The sequence below is a fragment of the Shinella fusca genome (assembly GCF_014203155.1).
Classification (GTDB): domain Bacteria; phylum Pseudomonadota; class Alphaproteobacteria; order Rhizobiales; family Rhizobiaceae; genus Shinella; species Shinella fusca.
Window position 1 is genome coordinate 110095 of sequence record NZ_JACHIK010000006.1, and the last position, 20436, is coordinate 130530.

The window sequence follows — 20436 nt, forward strand, 5'->3', positions numbered from 1 at the left end:
CCTGCGCCGAACGTCAAACTGGTATTTTCGATCATCACTTCCCGCCCATGCGGAAAGGCGACCCCTACGCCCAATCAGCCCTGACGAGCCTTGAAGCGCGGGTTCTGCTTGTTGATGATGTAGACACGGCCCTTGCGGCGAACAAGGCGGTTCTCGCGGTGGCGGGCCTTGAGCGACTTGAGCGAATTCTTGATCTTCATTTTTCTGATCCGCGTATTGCAGGGCGACTCGAGTTCGCCGGATTTCCTCAATCAAAAACGCGCCGTTTCGGGCGCGCTTTCAGGTTGGCAGGCATGTACCGCGTGATATCCGGGCTGTCAACCGTGGGCGGCAGGTTTTCCAGCCTTCCACGGCCTGTTTCAGCCGGTGAGCCGCGTGACGTGGCCCATCTTGCGGCCGGGGCGGGCCTCGGTCTTGCCGTAGAGATGGACGAGCACGTCCGGCGTTTCGAGCCAGGCGGGAACGTCGTCGATGTCGTCGCCGATGAGGTTCTGCATCACGCAGTCCGAATGGCGGCGCGGGTCGCCGAGCGGGTGGCCGGAAACCGCGCGGATATGCTGCTCGAACTGCGAGACGATGCAGGCCGCCTCCGTCCAGTGGCCGGAATTGTGCACGCGCGGGGCGATCTCGTTGGCGACGAGCCCGCCGTCCGGCAGCACGAAGAACTCGACGCCGATGACGCCGACATAGGAAAGGCTGTCGAGGATCGCGCGCGCCGCCCTGCGGGCCTGGTCCGCCGTCGCCTCGCCGATGCGGGCGGGGAGCGTCGAGGTGTGCAGGATGCCGTTGCGGTGGACGTTCTCGGCGGGATCGTAGCAGGCGATGGTGCCGTTCGCGTCACGCGCGGCGATGATGGAGATTTCCCGCTCGAAGGGCACGAGGCTTTCCAGGATGAGCGGCACGCCGCCGAGTGCCTCGAAGGCGCCCTCGCGGCTTTCGGCCGGCGAGCGGAACAGGCGCTGGCCCTTGCCGTCATAGCCGAGCCGGCGGGTCTTCAGGACGCCGACGCCGCCGAAGCGGTCGAGTGCGGCCTCGAGGTCGGCCTGGCTGTCCACGGCGGCGAAATCGGCGGTCGGGATGGCGCAGTCGCGGATGAAGCTCTTTTCGACGAGGCGGTCCTGCGAGACTTCCAGCGCGCGCGGCGGCGGATAGACCGGAACGGACTGCGCCAGCATCGCGGCGGCGGAAACGGGCACGTTCTCGAATTCGTAGGTCACGACGTCCGAAAGGCGGGCAAGCTCGGCAAGCGCCTCGGCGTCGTCATAGGCCGCGACGATCTGGGCGTTGGCGACCTGCGCGGCCGGGCAGTCGGCCTGCGGTTCCAGGACGACGGTGCGGAAATTCAGCCGGGCGGCCGCCATGGCCAGCATGCGGCCGAGCTGGCCGCCGCCGATGATGCCGATCGTCTTCGCGCTCATAGGGGGCCGTCCACGGGGTATTCGGCGACGGCATTCGACTGCTGCTCGCGCCATTCGTCGAGGCGGTGGGCAAGCTCGGGATCGCCGAGGGCAAGGACGGCGGCGGCAAGCAGCGCGGCGTTGACCGCGCCCGCCCGGCCGATGGCGAGCGTGCCGACGGGAATGCCGGCCGGCATCTGCACGATGGAAAGCAGGCTGTCCTGCCCGGACAGCGCCTTGGACTGGACGGGAACGCCGAAGACCGGCAGCGGCGTCATGGCCGCGGCCATGCCGGGAAGGTGCGCCGCCCCGCCCGCGCCGGCGACGATCACCTTGAAGCCCTCCGCCTTGGCGCCGCGCGCGAAGCTGTAGAGCCGGTCCGGCGTGCGGTGGGCCGAGATGATGCGCGCCTCGTAGTCGACGCCGAGCGCATCGAGCGTATCGGCAGCGTTCTTCATCGTCTCCCAGTCGGACTGGCTTCCCATGATGATGGCGACGGGGGGCGTTTCTGTCGTGTCCAAGGCGTCTCGTCCGTTTCAGGCGATGATGTCGGGAATGATCTGGTCTTCCAGCTTGGAGATCTTGTCCTTCAAGATCAGCTTCTTCTTCTTCATGCGCTGGATTCTGAGGGCTTCGCAGCCGGTCTGGATCATGGCGTTGATCGCGGTGTCGTAGTCTTCGTGCTCCTGGCGCAGCCGTGCAACGGCAAGCCGCAATTCAGCCTGATCCTGGTCTGCCATGCTATTCGTTCCCCGTCTTCCCGGTTGCGGGCCGGTTCGCCGCCCCGCAGCCTCCATGAAGGCTGCTCCTACCACGAAAGCCCCGGTAACGGGAAGTTATCCCTCGCCACGTTTTCGCCTTCGACAAATGAAAAATGACATGGCACACTCGTACTGTTGCAACCTGGACCACCCGGCACGCAAGTGACCGGGTGCAAGCAAAAGGAAGGAACTGTCACATGTCGATTGAGGCCCATCTGGCAACGCTCGAAAAGAAGCATTTCGCTCTGGAAGAAGAGCTGCATGCCGCAATGAACCGCCCCTCCGCGGAGGACCAGTCGATTGCGGATCTCAAGCGTCGCAAGCTGCGCATCAAGGATGAGATCGAGCGCCTTCGCTCGACGGCTCACTGAAAAGACAGGGATTTTTCCAAGGATTTTCGAAAGGGAAGACGGTCGCAGGAATGGCAGCTCCGTATGGGAGCGCAGGGTTAGGAGCCCGTCTGGCGAAACCGCCCCTTGATACGAAATCATAATTTCCGTCCGCCCCGGCCTGCTCGATCAGCATGCCGGGGCGCTGTGTTTCAGGATGGGACAGGCGGGGCCTACGACCAGAACTGGTCGAGCCAGAGATTGAGCCGGTCGAAGCCGCGCGCGTTGATCGCGTAGACGCGCTTCGTGCCTTCCGCCTTCACGCTCACGAGATTGGAATCGAGCAGCGCCTTCAGGTGCTGCGAGACGGCCGGGCGGCTGATCGGCAGGCCCTGCGAAAGCTCGTTCACGGTGCGCGGGGCGCGGCGCAGCTCCTCCAGCAGGAACCTGCGGTTGGGATCGGCAATCGCAGCGAAGGGGTCCGGGTGCGCCATGGCCGGACGCTAGGACAAACCCGCGGTTGCGGCAAGCCTTTTGTGCGGGTGCGAAGAGGCCGTCAGAAGAAGGCGAGCGCGCCGTCCCAGGCGAGCTTGAGGCCGGCGATGAAGGCCATGGCATACATGAAGGGATAGAAGACATCCGGCTTCATGCGCTTGACGGCGAAGCCGCCGAAGGCCGTGGCGGCAATGGCGAGCGGCATGAGCGTGGCGGAGATCGCGAGGTTTTCCGTATCGAGCTGGCCGAGGGCGAAATAGGGGCCGAGCTTGATGAAATTGAGGATCGCGAAGAAGCGCACGGCCGCGCCGGTATACTCGCGCGGCGGCAGCGCCAGCGGCAGGGCGTAGACCTGGAAGGGCGCGCCCCCGGCATGGGCGACGAAGCTGCCGTAGCCCGAAAGCGTGCCGAAGAGGGCGGCCGGCAGCAGCCGGTGGGTCTTGGCCTGCAGCACATGGCCGTGGCGCGCCCGCCAGCCGATGTAGAAATAGCGCAATGCGAACAGCACGGTGATGACGCCGATGATGAGCCGCAGCGCATCGCGCGGCACGGAGGCCGAGGTCGCCCAGCCGATGGCGATGCCGGCGAGGGCGCCGGGCAGCAGCATCTTCAGGAGCGTGCGGTCGTTGTGGTGGCGCCAGGTCCAGAGCGCGACGCCGTCCATCACGACGAGGATCGGCAGCAGGATGGCGGCCGCCTGCACGGGCGGCACGGCCATGGCCAGCAGCGGCACGCCCATGAGGGCGAGGGCTTCCCCCATGCCGCCCTTCGTCAGCCCGACGAGGAGGACGGCGGGGATGGCGGCATAGTAGACGGAGGGGTCGATGGACATGGAAGGCGGTTGATCCTGTTCGTCCTTCCGTCTATCCGCTTTGATCTGTTATGACGAGCCCTGAACATTTGCAATCCGAGGGAAGTACCCATCCATGTCCGATGCCGAGAAACGCTGCCGCCTGGTGCTGATCCTTCCCGAGGGCGAGGACCTTGCCGCGCGCGCGGCGATGCTGGAAGGAGCGCTCAGGGGCGGGGACGTCGCCTCGGTGATCCTGCCGCAATACGGGCTCGACGACGGCCAGTTCCAGAAACATGCCGAGGCGCTAGTGGCGATCGTGCAGCAGGCGGGCGCGGCGGCGCTCGTTGCCGGCGACACGCGCGTTGCCGGCCGCGCCAAGGCCGACGGCATCCATGTGACGGGCGGGCTGGAAGAGCTTGCCGAGGCGGTGGAGAAGTTCACGCCCAAGCTCATCGTCGGCGGCGGCAACGCGACCGACCGCCACAAGGCGCTGGAGGTCGGCGAGGTGCAGCCCGATTACGTCTTCTTCGGCAAGATCGGCGGCGACATCAAGCCGGAGGCGCATCCCAAGAACCTTGCGCTCGCCGAATGGTGGGCCTCGATGATCGAGATCCCGTGCATCGTGCTCGGCGGCACGGATCCGCAGTCCGCGCTTGCCGTTGCCGAGAGCGGCGCGGAGTTCGTGGCGCTCGACAAGGCGGTCTTCGCCGATCCCGCGCAGGCGCCCCATGTGGTCGCCGCCGTCAATGCGCTGCTTGACGAAAAAGCGCCACGGTTTGGGCAATAGTAGGCAGCCATGAAGAGGGCAGTCCTTTCGCATGCTTGCCGTATCGCGCTGTTGGCGGGTCTCGCCGCGGCTGCGCCCGCCCTTGCCCAGACGGTGAAGAAGGGGCCGGCCGTCACCGCGGACACGGCCGCGACCGCCGAGGATACGGCAAAGGACGCGCAGCCCGCCGCGACCGAGGCGACGGCCGGGGAGGCCGGCAAGGACACGCCGGCCGTGGAACCTTCCGGCGGCCTCACGGTGCTGGAGCGCATGGGCGCCGACCTGCCGGACCTTCCCAAGGAAAAGCCGTTCACCGGCAAGATCGACGAGGCTTACGGCGCCTTCCAGCGCGGCCGTTATCTCACGGCGATGGACCTTGCCCTGCCGCGTGCCCAACTCGGCGATCCGGCGGCCCAGACGCTCGTCGCGGAAATCCTCGACCGCGGCCTCGGCGTCAAGCGCGACCGCGACCAGGCGATGTTCTGGTACGAGCAGGCGGCCAACGGGGGCGACCCCACCGGCATGTTCAAGTATGCCGTTCTCCTCATGGAGCATTCGCGCTCCAAGGAGGACCGCAAGAAGGCCGACGAACTGATGAAGAAGTCGGCCGACCTCGGCAATGCCTCGGCGCAGTTCAACTATGCGCAGGTGCTGGTGGCCGACAATCCGGGCGACAAGGGCCTGCGCGCGGCGCTGCCCTACTACGAGAAATCCGCCGAGCAGGGCATCGCGGATGCGCAATACGCGCTCTCGCAGATCTACCTCAACCTGAAGGACCTGCCGGAGGAGAAGACGAAGCGGGCGCGCGAATGGCTGCTGCGCGCCGCAAGGGCCGGCTACGACACCGCCCAGCTCGACCTCGGCATGTGGCTGGTGAACGGCACGGCTGGCGAGCGCGACTACGAGGCCGGCTTCAACTGGATGAAGCGCGCGGCCGAGGGCGGCAACGCCGTCGCCCAGAGCAAGCTCGCCCAGCTCTACATCCACGCCATCGGCACCAAGTCCGATCCGATCCAGGCGGCGAAATGGTTCGTTCTCGCCCGCCGCGCGGGCCTCAACGACCCCTCGCTGGAGGATTTCTACCTCGGCCTTACCGAAGCCCAGCAGAAGGCGGCGATCGACGCGGCGAACAAGTACCGCTCGGGGTCGTGACACTTCCCCGCCGTCATCCTCGGGCTTGACCCGAGGATCCACCCTGCAAGCGCGGACGTGCCGTGAGGATGGATGGTCGGGTCAAGCCCGACCATGACGAAGGAGAGGGGGGGGGGAAGGCACGCCGGCTTCGGCAGTCGCCCGCAATTGGGCAGGGACTGTACCGGAAAATCGCCCGAGGCCGGGCTCTCACGCCAGATCTGAAGAAGTACGATCCGCGACGACCGATGGAGATTTACGATCCTGGGTGCCTACAAACGTAGGTGGGCACCGTGTGACCAAGCCCACGGGCCGGGTCAGGGACAGCTCCCTTTGGATCGAGTATGGCCCCAGGGATTGTGGTTCCTGTCGGGAAGCGCAGACCGCATCCGACATATAGGATGAAAGCGGCGCTTTCGCCAGTGGCGAAATGCGCAGAAGCAAAGCCCCGGGTCAGTTGACGGGCGGCTTGCCGTTGAGCTTGGCCGCCATGCCCTGGATCTGGCCGGTGAGCTCGGTCAGCGCAAGCGCGATCGCCTCCTCGTTGCGCGAGACCTCGCTCATCACGCCCTCGCGGCCCTTGCGCAGTTCCTCGGTTTCCTTTTCCAGCCTGGCAAGGCGTCGGGTGACCTCGTTCAGCTCGTCCATCACCATGATGCCGGCCATGACGGTGATGCGCAGGTCCCCGATCTCGCCGAACTGGCTTTTCAGGTGCCCGACATAGCGGTCGAAGCCGGCGGCCAGCTCCTCCAGATGGCCCTCCTGGCCCTCTTCGCATGCCATGCGATAGGCCTTGCCATCGATCTGTACGGTCACCTGTGCCATGCGGGAATGTCCTGATTGCGGAGAATGCGGCGGTTAACGGTCGAGCACGGCCCGGATCGTCTCCATGGCGGTGACGAGCCGCCGGGAGACCTCGCGGTTGACCTCCTCCAGGCGGTTGGCGCGGAATTCGGACTGGTCGAGTTCCTGAGCGAGCCGCGAACGGTCGGCATTGACGCGCCGCACCTCGCCTTCCACCTCGCCGTGCTCGCGTTCCCGGTCGAAGCGCATGTCGAGCGCGTTGTCGAGGCTCGCTATCGCCCTGCGAAGCTCCTCGATCGCCGCCCTGACTGTTTCCCCGTTCGTCATAAAGCCTTCACCGGCATACTCAAATACGCGAATCGCCGCCGCCAGCGCCGGTTCCTTTCGATTGACAGTATTCAACTGCTGCCCCGAGCGTCAACAGCGCGGCGAGGCGGGCCTGAAAAGCCGCTGTGGATCAGCCGTGCGCAAGGCGGAAAAGGGCTTCGCGCGCACCCCTGCCGGACGGCCCGGAAAAGTCGCCGCCAGCGGCGCTCAAGTGCCGCAGGAACGGCCGAATTCGTTGACTTAGACGGGTGACCTGCTATGTGTCAGCCGCTTCCAACCGATACCCGAGCGGCGTCGGCCCTGACACCCCGAAGAATACGGAACAGTCATGATCTCTCGCGAAAAACACGACCGGATGGCGAATGCAATTCGCTTCCTTTCCATGGATGCCGTGGAGAAGGCGAACTCCGGCCATCCCGGCCTGCCCATGGGCGCAGCAGACATCGCAACGGTTCTCTTCACCCGCTTCCTCTCCTTCGATCCGAAGAACCCCTCCTGGCCGAACCGCGACCGCTTCGTGCTGTCGGCCGGCCACGGTTCGATGCTGCTCTATTCGCTCCTCTACCTCACGGGCTACGAGGACATCACGATCGACGAGATCAAGAATTTTCGCCAGCTCGGCTCGCGCACGGCCGGCCATCCCGAATACGGCCACGCCGCCGGCATCGAGACGACGACCGGCCCGCTCGGCCAGGGCATCGCCAATTCCGTCGGCATGGCGATTGCCGAGCGCAAGCTGCGCGAGGAATTCGGCTCCGACCTCATCGAGCACTATACCTATGCGCTCGTCGGCGACGGCTGCCTCATGGAAGGCATCAGCCAGGAAGCCATCTCGCTCGCCGGCCACCTGAAGCTCAACAAGCTGATCGTGTTCTGGGACGACAACAACATCTCCATCGACGGCCCGATCTCGATTGCCGACTCGACCGACCAGCACGCCCGCTTCCGCGCCAGCCAGTGGCACACGATCGCCGTCGACGGCCATGATCCGGACGCCATCGCCGCCGCCATCGAGGAAGCGCAGAAGTCCGACAAGCCGACCATGATCGCCTGCAAGACGACCATCGGCTTCGGCGCGCCGAACAAGGCCGGCACGCACAAGGTCCACGGCTCGCCGCTCGGTGCGGAAGAAATCGCCGCCACACGCAAGGCGCTGAACTGGGAAGCGGAACCCTTCGTCGTTCCCTCCGACGTGCTCGACGCCTGGCGTCTCGCCGGCCTTCGCGCCACCAAGGCCGAGAAGGAATGGGGCGCGCGCCTCGAAAAGACGGAAGCCGGCAAGAAGGCCGAGTTCATCCGCCGCTTTGCCGGCGAGCTGGAAGGCAGCCTCGAGCCGGCAATCGCCGCCTACAAGCAGAAGCTCGCCGAGACGAAGCCGAACCCGGCCACCCGCAAGGCCTCGGAAGACGCGCTGGAAGTCATCAACGGCGTTCTTTCCGAAACCATCGGCGGCTCGGCCGACCTCACCGGCTCCAACAACACCAAGACCAGCCAGACGAAGTCGATCACCCCGAACGATTTCTCCGGCCGCTACCTCCACTACGGCGTGCGCGAGCACGGCATGGCGGCGGCGATGAACGGGATCGCGCTGCATGGCGGCCTCATCCCCTATTCCGGCGGCTTCCTGATCTTCTCGGACTACTGCCGTCCGTCGATCCGCCTCGCGGCCCTGATGGGCATCCGCGTCATCCATGTGCTGACGCACGATTCCATCGGCCTTGGCGAAGACGGCCCGACCCACCAGCCGGTCGAGCAGCTTGCGGCGCTGCGCGCCATCCCGAACCTCCTCGTCTTCCGCCCGGCCGACGCCACGGAGACGGTGGAGTGCTGGCAGCTCGCGCTCGAAAGCCATAACCGCCCGTCGGCCCTGGCGCTCACCCGCCAGAACCTGATGCCGGTTCGCCTGGAATACGAGGAAGAGAACCTGTGCGCCCGCGGCGCCTACGATCTCGTCTCGGCCAGCGACGCGCAGGTGACGATCTTCGCCTCCGGCTCGGAAGTCGAGATCGCCGTCAAGGCGCAGCAGACGCTGTCGGCCAAGGGCATTTCCACCCGCGTCGTCTCCGTGCCCTGCGTCGAGCTCTTCGCCGAGCAGCCGGAAGCCTACCAGCAGGCGGTCATCGGCAATTCGCCGGTCAAGATCGCCGTCGAGGCCGCCATCCGCCAGGGCTGGGACCACCTCATCGGCTCGGACGGCATCTTCATCGGCATGTCCTCCTTCGGCGCGTCCGGCCCCTACAAGGAGCTGTACAAGCACTTCGGCATCACGCCGGAGGCCGTCGTCGCCGCGGCGGAAGCCAAGCTTTCCTGATTGCCGCGGGCGCGGTTTCCCGCCGCGCCTGCCCGCCACCCTTTTACTGACAGGGAGAAACCCGAAATGACTGTTAAAGTTGCCATCAACGGCTTCGGCCGCATCGGCCGCAACGTGCTGCGCGCCATCATCGAATCCGGCCGCACCGACATCGAAGTCGTCGCCATCAACGACCTCGGCCCGGTCGAGACGAACGCGCACCTGCTGCGCTACGATTCCGTTCACGGCAAGTTCCCCGGCACCGTCACCGTTTCCGGCGACACGATCGACGCCGGCCGCGGCCCGATGCGCGTCACCGCGATCCGCGACCCGAAGGAACTGCCCTGGGGCGACGTCGACATCGCGCTGGAATGCACCGGCCTCTTCACCACGAAGGAAAAGGCTTCCGCCCACCTTGCCAACGGCTCCAAGCGCGTCATCGTCTCGGCCCCGTGCGACGGCGCCGACAAGACCATCGTCTTCGGCGTCAACCACAACACGCTGACCAAGGACGACCTCGTCATCTCGAACGCGTCCTGCACGACGAACTGCCTTGCGCCGGTCGCCTATGTCCTCGACAAGGCCTTCGGCATCGAGAAGGGCTACATGACGACGGTTCACTCCTACACGGGTGACCAGCCGACGCTCGACACCATGCACAAGGACCTCTACCGCGCCCGCGCGGCCGCCCTTTCCATGATCCCGACCTCGACGGGCGCCGCCAAGGCCGTCGGCCTCGTGCTGCCGCAGCTCAAGGGCAAGCTCGACGGCTCGGCCATCCGCGTGCCGACCCCGAACGTCTCGGTCGTCGACCTGAAGTTCGTGCCGAAGCGCAACGTCACGGCCGAGGAAGTCAACGCCGCCGTCAAGGCCGCCGCCGAAGGCGAGCTGAAGGGCATCCTCGACTACGTCACGGGCCCGCTCGTCTCTGTCGACTTCAACCACGACAGCAACTCCTCGAACTTCGCCGCCGACCAGACCAAGGTCCTCGACGGCAACCTCGTGCGTATCCTCTCCTGGTACGACAACGAATGGGGCTTCTCGAACCGTATGTCCGACACGGCCGTCGCGCTCGGCAAGCTGATCTGATGAAATTGGTATGGCGCCCTTTCCGGGTGCCGTACCCCCCTCTGCCCTGCCGGGCATCTCCCCCACAAGGGGGGAGATCGGCAGGCGGTAGACACCCTGTTCCGACAGCATCGTCGAATAGGAGCAAGGAGGGTGCCCCATCCGATCTCCCCCCTTGTGGGGGAGATGCCCGGCAGGGCAGAGGGGGGTAGCTCCGGCTCCGTTCTCTCATTTTTCGCCCTTACCGGAGCCGCGCCATGACCTTCAAGACCCTCGACAACCTCACCGACATCGCCGGCAAGCGCGTGCTCGTCCGCGTCGATCTCAACGTGCCGGTGAAAGACGGCAAGGTCACCGATGCGACCCGTATCGAGCGCGTCGCGCCCACCATCGCGGAACTGTCGAAGAAGGGCGCCAAGGTCGTCCTGCTCGCCCATTTCGGCCGCCCGAAGGGTGAGGTCGTCGCCGACATGTCGCTGAAGCAGATACTTCCCGCCGTGAATGCCGTGCTCGGCACGAGCGTCCACTTCGCCTCCGACTGCATCGGCGAGGCGGCCGCTGCCGCCATCGCGTCCATGCAGAGCGGCGATATCCTGCTCCTCGAAAACACCCGCTTCCACAAGGGCGAGGAGAAGAACAACCCGGACTTCACCGCCGCGCTTGCCGCCAACGGCGACATCTACGTCAACGACGCCTTCTCGGCCGCCCACCGCGCGCATTCCTCGACGGAAGGCCTTGCCCACCTGCTTCCGGCCTATGCCGGCCGCACCATGCAGGCCGAGCTCGAGGCGCTGGAAAAGGGCCTCGGCAATCCGGCCCGGCCGGTCGTCGCCATCGTCGGCGGCGCGAAGGTCTCCACCAAGATCGACCTTCTCATGAACCTCGTGAAGAAGGTCGACGCGCTGGTCATCGGCGGCGGCATGGCGAACACGTTCCTCGCCGCCCGCGGCACCAATGTCGGCAAGTCGCTCTGCGAGCACGACCTTGCCGATACTGCCAAGCAGATCATGATCGAGGCTGCGACGGCGACCTGCGCCATCGTGCTGCCGGAAGACGGCGTCGTCGCCCGCGAGTTCAAGGCGAATGCCGAGAACGAGGTGGTCGACGTCGACGCCATTCCGGCCGATGCCATGATGCTCGACGTCGGCCCGAAGACGGTGGAAGCCGTCAAGGACTGGATCTCGCGCGCGGCGACGCTCGTGTGGAACGGCCCGCTCGGCGCCTTCGAGATCGCGCCCTTCGACGCCGCCACGGTGGCCGCCGCAAAGCATGCCGCCGCGCGCACGAAGGAAGGCAAGCTCGTCTCCGTCGCCGGCGGCGGCGATACGGTCGCCGCCCTCAACCATGCCGGGGTCGCGGACGATTTCACCTATGTCTCGACCGCGGGCGGCGCCTTCCTCGAATGGATGGAAGGCAAGCCCCTGCCGGGCGTCGACGTCCTCAAGCAGCAGAAATGACGCCGGCCCCTTGCGCTTCGGCGTGGATCGCCTACATTCCTGTTTAACGTCAACGAACAGAAAGGAAGGTGATCCAATGTCTAATGAGATTTCGGTCTTGGCTTCGGGCATGGGAATTGTGGTGAACGAAACGAGGCAGCCCTCGTTCTGATCCCCGCCTTCCTTCGGGCCGCAAGGCCCGGGTCCGCACCGGACCAAACCTCATGGGGGCCACCTTCGGGTGGCCCTTTTGCGTTTGTGGAAACAAGCCCTCCTTCTTCTCCGTCATGTTCGGGCTTGACCCGAGCATCCATCCTCCGTCGTGCCGTGGCGGTGGATCCTCGGGTCAAGCCCGAGGATGACGATGGGTGGGGGAGTGGCACACCGCTGCCAGTGTGCGCTGGAGGCCGCCCTAAGGCCGGATCAGCACCGTCAGCATCATCAGCACGATGGCAAGGACGGCGATCTTCCAGAAATCGGCACGGCGGCGCAGGCCCGGCAGGCCGATAGGCCGGATGACGTGCAGCAGCATGGCGGCGAGCAGGAGGGCGGGAAGGATTTTCGACATGACGGCCCTTCCTGTCACACCGCGGACAATTTTCCAAGCGATCAGCGCCGGATCTGAAAATCGTGCCTTCGACACCTTTCCATCTGGCAATCGTCAACAGGTGCGCTATTCCTTTGCCATTGGCGAAACTGCGGAAAACCCATGCGAAAAAACCTCATATCCGTCTTCGCGCTTCTGACGGGCACGCTGTTCCTGTTCCTCGGCAACGGCCTGCACGGCCTTCTCCTGCCGATGCGCGGCGCCTTCGAGGGATATGCGACGACGATGCTCGGCCTGCTCGGCACGTCCTGGGCGACGGGCTTCGTGCTCGGCTGCCTCATGGCGCCCACCATCGTCAAGCGCATCGGCCATGTCCGCGCCTTTTCCGGTTTCGCCGCGCTGATCGCCATCATCGCCCTTCTGACGGGCATGCTGGTCGATCCCTTCTGGTGGATCGCGCTGCGCGCCGTCACCGGCTTTTCCATCGCCGGCACGTCGATGATCATCGAAAGCTGGCTCAACGAGCGGGCGACCAACGAGAGCCGCGGCCTCATCTTCTCGCTCTACATCGCCATCACGCTGATCGGCACGGTCGGCGGCCAGATGACGGTGGCGCTCGGCGACGTGACGACGCCGCTGCTCTTCATGCTGGCCGGCATCCTCTATTGCCTCGCCATGCTGCCGACGACGCTCTCCACCGCGGCTTCGCCGCAGCCGCTCAAGCAGGTGAAGCTCGATATCCCGGCGCTTTACCGCACCTCGCCCATCGCCTGCGTCGGCATCATGCTGATCGGCATCGCCAACGGCGCCTTCGGCACGCTCGGCGCGGTGTTCGGCGCCAATGCCGGCCTTTCCTCCGGCACCATCGCCGTGATGATGAGCTCGGCGATCTTCGCCGGCGCCGTCATGCAGCTCCCGGCCGGCCGCGTCTCGGACCGGGTGGACCGCCGCCTCGTGCTGGCGGTGTTGGCGGCCGTCGCCGCGGCGGCGGGTCTTTCGCTCTTCGTCTTCCAGCCGGCCTCGGTGGCGGTGCTCCTGACGCTTACCGCGGTCTACGGCGCGACGGCCAACGCGCTCTATCCGATCGCCGTCTCGCATGCCAACGACTTCGCCAGCCCCGAGGACTTCGTGAAGGTCTCCGGCGGCCTCCTGCTGCTTTACGGCATCGGCACGATCATCGGCCCGACGCTCGGCGGCCCGATCATGTCGGCGGTCGGCCCCTATGCGCTCTTCATGGTGACCTGCTGGGCGCATATCCTCATCACCGCCTATGCCATCATCCGCAGCCGCCGGCGCGCCGCGAAGCCCGCGGACATGCGCGATGCCTACACCACCATCAACCCCGGCACGCTCACCACGCCGGAAAGCCTTCAGCTTTCGCCGCGCGCCCAGCCGCAGGCCGCCGACGAGCAACAGGAGGAACGGACGGAATGAGCCTCTTCGACGACGACCGCCCCGCAAAAAAGACCGCGCACGAGATCGGCAGCGACCTGTCGCTGCTTTCGGTGGACGAGCTTTCCGCGCGAATAGCCCTCCTCAAGGAAGAGATCGCCCGGCTGGAGGCGGAAAAGGTCAAGAAGGGCGCGAGCCGTTCGGCGGCCGAAAGCCTGTTTCGCTGATCGGGACTGGCCGAAAAGGCACAGGCGCGGGCAAAAAGGCAATAAAGTTAACCGGCCATTAAGCCTTATACCTTATTACTTGCCTATCCGGTCCTTCCGGATTCAGACATTTTCGCCGCTTGGGGAATCGGTCTGATTTTCTCCCTGTTTTACCTTGAGAGCCGCTTTCCGCGGCTCTTTTTTTGTTTGCCGGCGGCGCGCGGAAAGGGTGTCCCGAAAGAATTGTGGAGATTAACCCTTTCTTAAGAATGCCCTTGCGCGAATTAGGTTATGGGATCATCCTCAAGACATAGATCGGTCACCTGGAACACCTCGGGCCGTGTATCCGTTACCTGCAAGTCATGCGTTCAACAGGGATGAAACCATGTCCGAAAGAGGATTGAATACCGTCAGCTTCGCTGGCCACGTTGCGTCGTCGGCGCAGTTCAAGTCCCTGTACGCAGAGGGCATGGGTCTGGTCGAGGAAACGGCGAGCTATCTCGACGGTGTCGGCCGGCAGGCCTCCAAGGTTCTTCCGCGCATGGCTTCGGTGCTCTATGCGGCCGAATCGATGCGGCTGACCACCCGCCTGATGCAGATGGCCTCCTGGCTGCTGCTCCAGCGCGCCGTCAACAACGGCGAGATGAGCCGCGACCAGGTGCTTTCGGAAAAGAGCAAGGTGCGCCTCGACAGCTTCAACGTCGACAAGACCGCGCCCGGCTGGAACGACCTGCCGGAAGCCTTCCGCGACCTCATCGAGCGCTCGCTACGCCTGCAGAACCGCATCGCGCTCCTCGACCGCGAGATCTACCGTCCGCAGGACGTCCAGACCTTCCAGCCGGACAACGAGAACAGCGTCAAGGCCCAGCTCAACCTGTTGCAGACGGCGTTCGGGAACAACTGAGCGGCACGCATAGGTATGAGTTGATGACGACCCGGCTTCGGCCGGGTTTTTTGTTGGGTGCGGGGTGCCCTTGAAACGAAGACCCTCTCTGCCTGCCGGCATCTCCCCCACAAGGGGGGGGGGGAAGGCTGGCAGCACGCTTTTCCCTCGATTTTTGAACGCCGAGCGTGCCGCGCGTTAAGTCCCTCCCCCTTGTGGGGAGGGGTTGGGGAGGGGACTTGATCAAGCGCGATTGCGTTCGCCGTGGGATATAGGCAACAAAAAACCCGGCCGAAGCCGGGTTTCTGAAATTCGTCCGAAGCGGGCGGCTTAGAGGCCGAGGCCTTCGAAGCGCTTCTTGAACTTGGAGACGCGGCCGCCGCGGTCCATGAGCTGCTGGTTGCCGCCCGTCCAGGCCGGATGGGACTTCGGGTCGATTTCCAGGTTCATCGTCGCGCCTTCCGAACCCCAGGTAGAGCGGGTTTCGTACTCGGTGCCGTCGGTCATGACGACCTTGATCGTGTGGTATGCGGGATGAATATCAGCCTTCATGACAACTTTCCTGCCTGTTCCGGGGGCCATTTGTCGCAACCGATTGCGACAGGGCGGCCAAAGACGTAAATGAAGCCGCGGCCGGTCGGACCTGCGGCTTCCCAATTCGATGGCGAGCCTATACATGAAGGCCGTCTGGATAACAAGAGCCGAAAGACAATTCGTGCCGCAAGGCGCTGGAAACGGGGGTATGGTGTCCACAGACAGACAGACAGTCGCGGCGGAGAAAACAGCGCGCCGCAGCATTCGCCCCCTCGGCCGGCTCGGCCCCTATCTCCGACGGTATCGCGGCCTCGTCGTCGGCGCCCTCGTCGCCCTCGTGCTCGCCGCTGTCACGACGCTCGTGCTGCCGGTCGCCGTGCGGCGGATGATCGACCACGGCTTCTCCAGCGCGGATGCCGGCTTCATCAACACGTATTTCACGATGCTCTTCGTGCTGGCGGGCCTGCTCGCGCTGGCGAGCGCCATGCGCTACTATTTCGTCATCACGCTCGGCGAGCGCATCGTGGCGGACCTGCGCCGCGAGGTCTTCGCCCATGTGACGAAGCTCTCGCCCGCCTTCTTCGACGTCAACCAGTCCGGCGAGATCGTCTCGCGGCTGACGGCCGACACGACGCAGATCAAGTCCGCCGTCGGCGCCACCGCCTCGGTCGCCCTGCGCAACCTCATCCTGTGTCTCGGGGCCATCGCCATGATGGTCTATACGAGCCCCAAGCTCTCCAGCCTCGTCATCGGCGCCATTCCGATCATCGTCTTCCCGCTCGTCGCCTTCGGCCGCTCCGTGCGCCGCCGCTCGCGCGAGGCGCAGGATACGCTGGCCGCCGCCTCGGCCTATGCGGGCGAGGCGATCGGCGCCACCCGCACGCTCCAGGCCTTCAACGCGGAAGACGCCGCGCGCGCGCGCTTCTTCGGCTCCGTCGAGAGCGCCTACGAGGCGGCCCGCTCGGCGATCCGCGCCCGTTCGCTTCTGACGGGCTTCGCCATCGCCATGATCTTCGGCTCGGTCGTCGCCGTGCTGTGGTTCGGCGCGCGGGACGTGCTTTCCGGCAACCTTTCGGCCGGCACGCTCGGCCAGTTCCTGCTCTATGCCGTCTTTGCCGCCGGCAGCCTCGGCGCGCTCTCGGAAGTTTGGGGCGAGCTGTCGCAGGCCGCGGGCGCCGCCGAGCGCCTGACCGAGCTCCTTGCCGAGCCGCCGGCCATCACCGCGCCGGCAAACCCGGTCGCGCTGCCGGTGCCCGCGCGCGGGGAGCTCGCCTTCCGCGACGTGCATTTCTCCTATCCGGCCCGGCCCGGCTATCGCAGCATCAACGGCCTCAGCTTCACGGTGAAGCCGGGCGAGACGGTCGCCGTCGTCGGCCCGTCGGGCGCCGGCAAGAGCACGATCCTGTCGCTCGTCCTGCGCTTCTACGATCCCGATTCGGGCGCCGTGCTGCTCGACGGCGTCGATCTTCGCGCCGCCGATCCGGAAGAGCTGCGCCGCCGCATCGCGCTGGTGCCGCAGGATGTCACCATCTTCGCCGCGACGATCCGCGACAACATCGCCTTCGGCATGACGGGCGTCAGCGACGAGGCCGTGCACGCGGCGGCACGGGCGGCGCAGGCGGAAGAGTTCATCGCCCGGCTCGACAAGGGCTACGACACGATGGTCGGCGAGCGCGGCGTCACGCTTTCCGGCGGCCAGCGCCAGCGCATCGCCATTGCCCGCGCGATCCTCAAGGATGCGCCGCTGCTCCTCCTCGACGAAGCGACCTCCGCGCTCGACGCGGAAAGCGAGACGCTGGTGCAGACGGCGCTCGACGGGCAGATGGGCAAGCGCACGACGATCGTCATCGCCCACCGGCTCGCGACGGTCCTGAAGGCCGACCGCATCCTCGTCATGGAGGCGGGCCGCGTGGTGGAGGAGGGCACGCACCAGTCGCTCATCCAGCAGGGCGGCCTTTATGCCCGTCTCGCGCGGTTGCAGTTCGACCATGGCGGCCAGGCCTTCCTCGGCGAGGAGCGCGCCGCCGGCTGAGGGCGCCTCTTGCCGCGGCGTGCGGGCGCCCTATCCTGAGGTGGCAGACTTCATGTCACCCGGGAGGAAACAACGTGGCATTTTCGACGATCACCCGCCGCAGCCTGATCGCCCTCGGCACGAGCGTGCTCGCGTCCCTGGCACTGGGCACGCCTGCCCGTGCCCAGCAATTCCCCGAACGGCCGATCACCCTCGTCGTGCCGTTCGCGGCCGGCGGATCGACCGACGTGGTCGCCCGCATCGTCGCGCAGAAGATGTCGGAGGGCCTTGGCCAGCAGATCATCGTGGAGAACGTCGGCGGCGCCGGCGGCAGCCTCGGCGCGAGCCGCGTGGCCCGCGCGGAGCCGGACGGCTACACGATCCTGATGGCGACCGTCGCAACCCATGCGCTGAACCCGCTCATCCTCAAGACCAAGCCCTATGACGCGGAGAAGGATTTCGCACCCATCTCGCTGCTGGTCATCGTGCCGAACGTGCTGGTGGTCAATCCCGAGCTGCCAGCGAAGAATGTCGAGGAACTGCTTGCCCTGCTGAAGGCCGATCCGGAGGGCTACAGCTATGCATCCTCCGGCAACGGTACGCCGCTGCATCTTTCCGGCGAGCTCTTCAAGGCGATGGCCGGCGTCGACATGCAGCATGTGCCCTACAAGGGCTCCGGCCCGGCGCTGAACGACGTGATCGGCAACCAGATCCCCATCATGTTCGATAACCTGCCGTCCTCGTCCGGCCATATCAAGGCCGGCACGCTGCGCGCGCTCGCCGTGACCACCAAGGAGCGCGCCGCCTCCTTCCCGGATGTGCCGACGGTCGCCGAATCGGGCATTCCCGGCTACGAGACCTATACGTGGAACGCGCTCTTCGCCCCGGCCGGCACGCCGCCGGAGGTGGTCGCGACGCTCAACGCGGCGGCCAACAATGCGTTGAAGAATCCGGCCGTCGCCGAGCGGATGAAGGAATTCAGCGCCACCATCGTCGGCTCGACGCCGGAGGAGCTCGGCAAGCATGTCATGGCCGAGCTTGCCAAGTGGAAGCCGGTGGTCGAGGGCGCGCATATCCAGATGGATTGAGCCCCGTTCCCGCAGCCGGCGCTGCCTACTTCTCCGTGAGCTTCAATTCGATGCGGCGGTTGGTGGCGCGGGCCGCGTCGTCGTCGCCTTCGGCGATCGGCTGGAATTCGCCGAAGCCGGCGGCGACGAGCCGGTTGGCGGGCACGCCGTTGGCGATGAGGTATTTCACGACGGAGGTCGCGCGGGCGGAGGAAAGCTCCCAGTTGTCGCGGTAGCGCCCGGTGCCGGAGAGCGGCACGTTGTCCGTATGGCCATCGACCCGCAGCACCCAGTTGATCTCGGCGGGGATTTCCTTGGCAAGGTCGATGAGCGCGGCGGCGAGCTTGCGCATCTCCTCCTGGCCGGCCGGGTTGAGATCGCTGCTGCCGGAGGGGAACAGCACTTCCGACTGGAAGACGAAGCGGTCGCCGACAATGCGGATGTTCTCGCGGTCGGAGAGGATTTCGCGCAGGCGCCCGAAGAAGTCGGAGCGGTAGCGGTTGAGCTCCTGCACGCGCTGGGCAAGCGCCACGTTGAGGCGGCGGCCGAGATCGGCGATCTTGGCCTGCGAGTTCTTGTCCTTGGCCTCTGAGGCCTGCAGGGCCTCTTCCACCGCGGCGATCTGGCTGCGCAGCGCGGCGATCTGCTGGTTCAGCAGCTCGATCTGGCTCATCGCGCGGGCGCTCACCTGCTTTTCGGTGTCGAGCTCGCCTTCAAGCGTGGCGACGCGGGCATTGGCCGCGCCCGCGGCGCCGGCGCCGCTGTCGAGAAGCTGCTGGAGGCGCGTGCGGTCGCTCTCCGACTGGGCGAGCGAGGCCTGCAGGTTGGCGAGCGCATCTTCCAGATCCTGCTTGCCGCTCTTTTCGAGGGCCAGAAGCTGCGTCAGCTCGTTGATCTGGCTCGTCAGGCGGTTCAGCACGTCGTCCTTGCCGGAAATCTCGCGGCTAAGGAAGAACTGCGCCAGCACGAAGACGGTGAGTAGGAACATGATGGCGAGCAGCAGCGTCGACAGTGCGTCGACGAAGCCGGGCCAGTAATCGATGGTGCGGTGGCTCCGCCTGTTGCGCGCAAGCGCCATCGTCATTCGCCCCCGGATGTGTGGGCTTTTTCAGCGGCGGCGCGCTCGGCCTTTTCGCCGCTGCGCGCGGCAAGGCGGTCGAGCGTGCGGCGAAGGGCCTTCGCCTCCTCCTGCTGCGCCTCGATCCAGTCGCGCAGCATCTGCTGCTCGCTGCGCATGTTCTTGACGAGGCCCTGGATGCCTTCGGCAAGGCTGGCCATGGCGGCGGTCGAGCGGCTGCTGCCGCCCTCCTGCGCGAGCTTCAGGATCTGCTCGGCGAGCGCCTGCACGTCCGTCCCGGCGCCCTCGACGGCCGGCTGTAATTCCGAGCCGACATCGGTGACGGAGGAGAGCCAGTTTTCCAGTTCCGTATAGAAGCGGTTCTGCGCGCGGCCGGCCTGCAGGTCGAGGAAGCCGAGGATGAGCGAGGAGGAGAGGCCGAAGAGCGACGTGGAGAAGGCGGTGCCCATGCCGGTGAGCGGCGCGGAGAGGCCCTGCTTCAAGGCGGTCAGGATATCGTTCGCCGTGCCGTTGCCGGCGTCGAGCGACTGGATGACCGCGCTGATCGAGCCGATGGTGCCGAGCAGGCCCCAGAAGGTGCCGAGCAGGCCGAGGAAGACGAGAAGGCCGATGAGGTAGCGGGACGTATCGCGCGATTCGTCGAGGCGCGTGGCGATGGAATCGAGGATCGAGCGCAGCGTCGCCGTCGACAGCGCCACCGAATGGTGCCGGCCGATCAGCGCGCGCATCGGGGCGAGGAGCACCGGGTCGCGCCCGACCTTCTCGGCGCTTCCGGCCGCGCGGAAGGAGTTGAACCAGCGCACCTCGGGCCGCAGCGCCAGCACATGGTTGAAGACCAGCAGGATGCCGATCAGCAGCACGCCGAGGATGAGGCCGTTGAGGCCGGGATTGCTGAGAAAGGCGGCCTGCGCCTGGCGGAAGAGGATCGCGGCGACGAAGCCGACGATGATCAGGAAGATCACCATCGTCCAGAAGAACGCCATGGGGCTCGAGAGCTTGTGGGGGTAATCGTCCGAGGTCTCGGCCGATCCTCCCCAGCCCGACAGCGCCAGCTTAGCCATGTAGTCGCATCTCCGCTTACCCGATGGGGGCGGAGACTAGAGGAAGATTGCGCCGAATTG

24 protein-coding genes and 1 other RNA gene are annotated in these 20436 nt (G+C 66.0%); 12 read left to right on the plus strand and 13 right to left on the minus strand.

Annotated elements, in window-relative coordinates:
• Positions 1–74: 74 nt before the first annotated feature.
• The 4 genes from ykgO to HNQ66_RS10955 all read right to left on the minus strand — a co-directional run bounded on the left by ykgO (position 75) and on the right by HNQ66_RS10955 (position 2137).
• Positions 75–200 carry a type B 50S ribosomal protein L36 gene (gene ykgO / locus HNQ66_RS10940; RefSeq protein WP_119256688.1) on the minus strand — a complete coding sequence of 42 codons (126 nt, stop codon included), beginning with the start codon at positions 198–200 and terminating at the stop codon, positions 75–77.
• Positions 201–359: 159 nt separating this feature from the next.
• A complete protein-coding gene (locus HNQ66_RS10945) occupies positions 360–1418 on the minus strand; it encodes a 5-(carboxyamino)imidazole ribonucleotide synthase (protein WP_184144029.1) in 1059 nt (352 codons plus the stop codon).
• Positions 1415–1882 carry a 5-(carboxyamino)imidazole ribonucleotide mutase gene (gene purE / locus HNQ66_RS10950; protein WP_184144268.1) on the minus strand — a complete coding sequence of 156 codons (468 nt, stop codon included), beginning with the start codon at positions 1880–1882 and terminating at the stop codon, positions 1415–1417. The genes HNQ66_RS10945 and purE overlap by 4 nt, the downstream gene beginning before the upstream one ends.
• Before the next feature lie 51 nt (positions 1883–1933).
• Complete coding sequence (locus tag HNQ66_RS10955; protein WP_184144031.1) at positions 1934–2137, minus strand: YdcH family protein; 204 nt, start codon at positions 2135–2137, stop codon at positions 1934–1936.
• Positions 2138–2355: 218 nt separating this feature from the next.
• Here HNQ66_RS10955 and HNQ66_RS10960 point away from each other — a divergent pair, with 218 nt between their 5' ends.
• Positions 2356–2529 (plus strand): YdcH family protein, encoded by a 174-nt coding sequence (locus tag HNQ66_RS10960; protein ID WP_184144032.1) that lies wholly within the window; start codon positions 2356–2358, stop codon positions 2527–2529.
• A 191-nt stretch (positions 2530–2720) separates the two neighbouring features.
• Here HNQ66_RS10960 and HNQ66_RS10965 read toward each other — a convergent pair whose 3' ends face one another.
• Both HNQ66_RS10965 and HNQ66_RS10970 read right to left on the minus strand, forming a co-directional pair.
• Positions 2721–2981, minus strand: coding sequence for an ArsR/SmtB family transcription factor (locus HNQ66_RS10965; protein WP_184144034.1), 261 nt, complete (start codon positions 2979–2981; stop codon positions 2721–2723).
• Between the two features lie 62 nt (positions 2982–3043).
• Positions 3044–3814, minus strand: a complete 771-nt coding sequence (locus HNQ66_RS10970) for a sulfite exporter TauE/SafE family protein (RefSeq protein WP_184144036.1) — start codon at positions 3812–3814, stop codon at positions 3044–3046.
• A gap of 94 nt (positions 3815–3908) precedes the next feature.
• Here HNQ66_RS10970 and HNQ66_RS10975 point away from each other — a divergent pair, with 94 nt between their 5' ends.
• Together HNQ66_RS10975 and HNQ66_RS10980 are read left to right on the plus strand one after the other, a co-directional pair.
• On the plus strand, positions 3909–4562 hold the full coding sequence (locus tag HNQ66_RS10975; protein WP_184144038.1) for a thiamine phosphate synthase: 654 nt from the start codon (positions 3909–3911) through the stop codon (positions 4560–4562).
• 9 nt (positions 4563–4571) lie between these two features.
• Positions 4572–5693, plus strand: a complete 1122-nt coding sequence (locus HNQ66_RS10980) for a tetratricopeptide repeat protein (RefSeq protein WP_184144040.1) — start codon at positions 4572–4574, stop codon at positions 5691–5693.
• A 208-nt stretch (positions 5694–5901) separates the two neighbouring features.
• Here the strand turns inward: HNQ66_RS10980 and ssrS are convergent.
• The 3 genes from ssrS to HNQ66_RS10995 all read right to left on the minus strand — a co-directional run bounded on the left by ssrS (position 5902) and on the right by HNQ66_RS10995 (position 6803).
• Positions 5902–6060: non-coding RNA, 6S RNA (ssrS, locus tag HNQ66_RS10985), on the minus strand.
• A 65-nt stretch (positions 6061–6125) separates the two neighbouring features.
• Complete coding sequence (locus tag HNQ66_RS10990) at positions 6126–6497, minus strand: cell division protein ZapA (RefSeq protein ID WP_184144042.1); 372 nt, start codon at positions 6495–6497, stop codon at positions 6126–6128.
• Between the two features lie 33 nt (positions 6498–6530).
• Positions 6531–6803: a DUF4164 domain-containing protein gene (locus HNQ66_RS10995; protein WP_184144044.1), complete on the minus strand. Its 273-nt coding sequence runs from the start codon at positions 6801–6803 to the stop codon at positions 6531–6533.
• A gap of 328 nt (positions 6804–7131) precedes the next feature.
• Here HNQ66_RS10995 and tkt point away from each other — a divergent pair, with 328 nt between their 5' ends.
• The 3 genes from tkt to HNQ66_RS11010 all read left to right on the plus strand — a co-directional run bounded on the left by tkt (position 7132) and on the right by HNQ66_RS11010 (position 11618).
• Positions 7132–9114 (plus strand): transketolase, encoded by a 1983-nt coding sequence (gene tkt / locus HNQ66_RS11000; RefSeq protein ID WP_184144046.1) that lies wholly within the window; start codon positions 7132–7134, stop codon positions 9112–9114.
• Between the two features lie 66 nt (positions 9115–9180).
• On the plus strand, positions 9181–10182 hold the full coding sequence (gene gap / locus HNQ66_RS11005) for a type I glyceraldehyde-3-phosphate dehydrogenase (RefSeq protein WP_184144048.1): 1002 nt from the start codon (positions 9181–9183) through the stop codon (positions 10180–10182).
• A 236-nt stretch (positions 10183–10418) separates the two neighbouring features.
• Entirely contained in the window at positions 10419–11618 is a 1200-nt protein-coding gene (locus HNQ66_RS11010; RefSeq protein ID WP_184144049.1) for a phosphoglycerate kinase, read from the plus strand.
• 391 nt (positions 11619–12009) lie between these two features.
• Here HNQ66_RS11010 and HNQ66_RS11015 read toward each other — a convergent pair whose 3' ends face one another.
• Positions 12010–12165: a hypothetical protein gene (locus tag HNQ66_RS11015; protein WP_184144050.1), complete on the minus strand. Its 156-nt coding sequence runs from the start codon at positions 12163–12165 to the stop codon at positions 12010–12012.
• Here HNQ66_RS11015 and HNQ66_RS11020 point away from each other — a divergent pair.
• The 4 genes from HNQ66_RS11020 (at position 12164) to rcdA (ending at position 14646) form a co-directional block, all read left to right on the plus strand.
• The gene (locus HNQ66_RS11020) at positions 12164–12343 is read left to right on the plus strand and encodes a hypothetical protein (RefSeq protein WP_184144051.1); all 180 of its coding nucleotides are present in this window, start codon (positions 12164–12166) and stop codon (positions 12341–12343) included. The genes HNQ66_RS11015 and HNQ66_RS11020 overlap by 2 nt on opposite strands.
• Entirely contained in the window at positions 12307–13578 is a 1272-nt protein-coding gene (locus tag HNQ66_RS11025; RefSeq protein ID WP_184144052.1) for an MFS transporter, read from the plus strand. The genes HNQ66_RS11020 and HNQ66_RS11025 overlap by 37 nt, the downstream gene beginning before the upstream one ends.
• Positions 13575–13763 (plus strand): DUF1192 domain-containing protein, encoded by a 189-nt coding sequence (locus HNQ66_RS11030; protein ID WP_184144053.1) that lies wholly within the window; start codon positions 13575–13577, stop codon positions 13761–13763. Before HNQ66_RS11025 ends, HNQ66_RS11030 begins: the two co-directional genes overlap by 4 nt.
• A 364-nt stretch (positions 13764–14127) precedes the next feature.
• Entirely contained in the window at positions 14128–14646 is a 519-nt protein-coding gene (gene rcdA / locus HNQ66_RS11035; RefSeq protein WP_184144054.1) for a protease adaptor protein RcdA, read from the plus strand.
• Between the two features lie 309 nt (positions 14647–14955).
• Here rcdA and rpmE read toward each other — a convergent pair whose 3' ends face one another.
• Positions 14956–15177 carry a 50S ribosomal protein L31 gene (rpmE, locus tag HNQ66_RS11040; RefSeq protein ID WP_023516320.1) on the minus strand — a complete coding sequence of 74 codons (222 nt, stop codon included), beginning with the start codon at positions 15175–15177 and terminating at the stop codon, positions 14956–14958.
• 190 nt (positions 15178–15367) lie between these two features.
• Here rpmE and HNQ66_RS11045 point away from each other — a divergent pair, with 190 nt between their 5' ends.
• Both HNQ66_RS11045 and HNQ66_RS11050 read left to right on the plus strand, forming a co-directional pair.
• Positions 15368–17191 carry an ABC transporter transmembrane domain-containing protein gene (locus tag HNQ66_RS11045; protein WP_246434280.1) on the plus strand — a complete coding sequence of 608 codons (1824 nt, stop codon included), beginning with the start codon at positions 15368–15370 and terminating at the stop codon, positions 17189–17191.
• Positions 17192–17265: 74 nt separating this feature from the next.
• Entirely contained in the window at positions 17266–18258 is a 993-nt protein-coding gene (locus tag HNQ66_RS11050) for a tripartite tricarboxylate transporter substrate-binding protein (RefSeq protein WP_184144058.1), read from the plus strand.
• 25 nt (positions 18259–18283) lie between these two features.
• Here the strand turns inward: HNQ66_RS11050 and HNQ66_RS11055 are convergent, their stop codons facing one another.
• Positions 18284–19315, minus strand: a complete 1032-nt coding sequence (locus HNQ66_RS11055) for a peptidoglycan -binding protein (RefSeq protein ID WP_184144270.1) — start codon at positions 19313–19315, stop codon at positions 18284–18286.
• Positions 19316–19317: 2 nt separating this feature from the next.
• The gene (locus tag HNQ66_RS11060; RefSeq protein WP_184144060.1) at positions 19318–20376 is read right to left on the minus strand and encodes a MotA/TolQ/ExbB proton channel family protein; all 1059 of its coding nucleotides are present in this window, start codon (positions 20374–20376) and stop codon (positions 19318–19320) included.
• Between the last annotated feature and the right edge of the window lie 60 nt (positions 20377–20436).

What these genes read in the sequence shown, in the direction of transcription:
- rcdA (WP_184144054.1), top strand. Translation starts at nt 14,128, where the DNA reads ATGTCCGAAAGAGGATTGAATACCGTCAGCTTCGCTGGCCACGTTGCG.
- HNQ66_RS11010 (WP_184144049.1), top strand. Translation starts at nt 10,419, where the DNA reads ATGACCTTCAAGACCCTCGACAACCTCACCGACATCGCCGGCAAGCGC.
- HNQ66_RS10975 (WP_184144038.1), top strand. Translation starts at nt 3,909, where the DNA reads ATGTCCGATGCCGAGAAACGCTGCCGCCTGGTGCTGATCCTTCCCGAG.
- gap (WP_184144048.1), top strand. Translation starts at nt 9,181, where the DNA reads ATGACTGTTAAAGTTGCCATCAACGGCTTCGGCCGCATCGGCCGCAAC.
- HNQ66_RS11045 (WP_246434280.1), top strand. Translation starts at nt 15,368, where the DNA reads ATGGTGTCCACAGACAGACAGACAGTCGCGGCGGAGAAAACAGCGCGC.
- HNQ66_RS10995 (WP_184144044.1), bottom strand. Translation starts at nt 6,803, where the DNA reads ATGACGAACGGGGAAACAGTCAGGGCGGCGATCGAGGAGCTTCGCAGG.
- HNQ66_RS11055 (WP_184144270.1), bottom strand. Translation starts at nt 19,315, where the DNA reads ATGGCGCTTGCGCGCAACAGGCGGAGCCACCGCACCATCGATTACTGG.
- HNQ66_RS10990 (WP_184144042.1), bottom strand. Translation starts at nt 6,497, where the DNA reads ATGGCACAGGTGACCGTACAGATCGATGGCAAGGCCTATCGCATGGCA.
- HNQ66_RS11060 (WP_184144060.1), bottom strand. Translation starts at nt 20,376, where the DNA reads ATGGCTAAGCTGGCGCTGTCGGGCTGGGGAGGATCGGCCGAGACCTCG.
- tkt (WP_184144046.1), top strand. Translation starts at nt 7,132, where the DNA reads ATGATCTCTCGCGAAAAACACGACCGGATGGCGAATGCAATTCGCTTC.
- ykgO (WP_119256688.1), bottom strand. Translation starts at nt 200, where the DNA reads ATGAAGATCAAGAATTCGCTCAAGTCGCTCAAGGCCCGCCACCGCGAG.
- HNQ66_RS10965 (WP_184144034.1), bottom strand. Translation starts at nt 2,981, where the DNA reads ATGGCGCACCCGGACCCCTTCGCTGCGATTGCCGATCCCAACCGCAGG.
- HNQ66_RS10960 (WP_184144032.1), top strand. Translation starts at nt 2,356, where the DNA reads ATGTCGATTGAGGCCCATCTGGCAACGCTCGAAAAGAAGCATTTCGCT.
- HNQ66_RS10970 (WP_184144036.1), bottom strand. Translation starts at nt 3,814, where the DNA reads ATGTCCATCGACCCCTCCGTCTACTATGCCGCCATCCCCGCCGTCCTC.
- HNQ66_RS11030 (WP_184144053.1), top strand. Translation starts at nt 13,575, where the DNA reads ATGAGCCTCTTCGACGACGACCGCCCCGCAAAAAAGACCGCGCACGAG.
- HNQ66_RS10980 (WP_184144040.1), top strand. Translation starts at nt 4,572, where the DNA reads ATGAAGAGGGCAGTCCTTTCGCATGCTTGCCGTATCGCGCTGTTGGCG.
- HNQ66_RS10945 (WP_184144029.1), bottom strand. Translation starts at nt 1,418, where the DNA reads ATGAGCGCGAAGACGATCGGCATCATCGGCGGCGGCCAGCTCGGCCGC.
- purE (WP_184144268.1), bottom strand. Translation starts at nt 1,882, where the DNA reads ATGGGAAGCCAGTCCGACTGGGAGACGATGAAGAACGCTGCCGATACG.
- HNQ66_RS10955 (WP_184144031.1), bottom strand. Translation starts at nt 2,137, where the DNA reads ATGGCAGACCAGGATCAGGCTGAATTGCGGCTTGCCGTTGCACGGCTG.
- HNQ66_RS11025 (WP_184144052.1), top strand. Translation starts at nt 12,307, where the DNA reads ATGCGAAAAAACCTCATATCCGTCTTCGCGCTTCTGACGGGCACGCTG.
- HNQ66_RS11020 (WP_184144051.1), top strand. Translation starts at nt 12,164, where the DNA reads ATGACGGCCCTTCCTGTCACACCGCGGACAATTTTCCAAGCGATCAGC.
- HNQ66_RS11015 (WP_184144050.1), bottom strand. Translation starts at nt 12,165, where the DNA reads ATGTCGAAAATCCTTCCCGCCCTCCTGCTCGCCGCCATGCTGCTGCAC.
- rpmE (WP_023516320.1), bottom strand. Translation starts at nt 15,177, where the DNA reads ATGAAGGCTGATATTCATCCCGCATACCACACGATCAAGGTCGTCATG.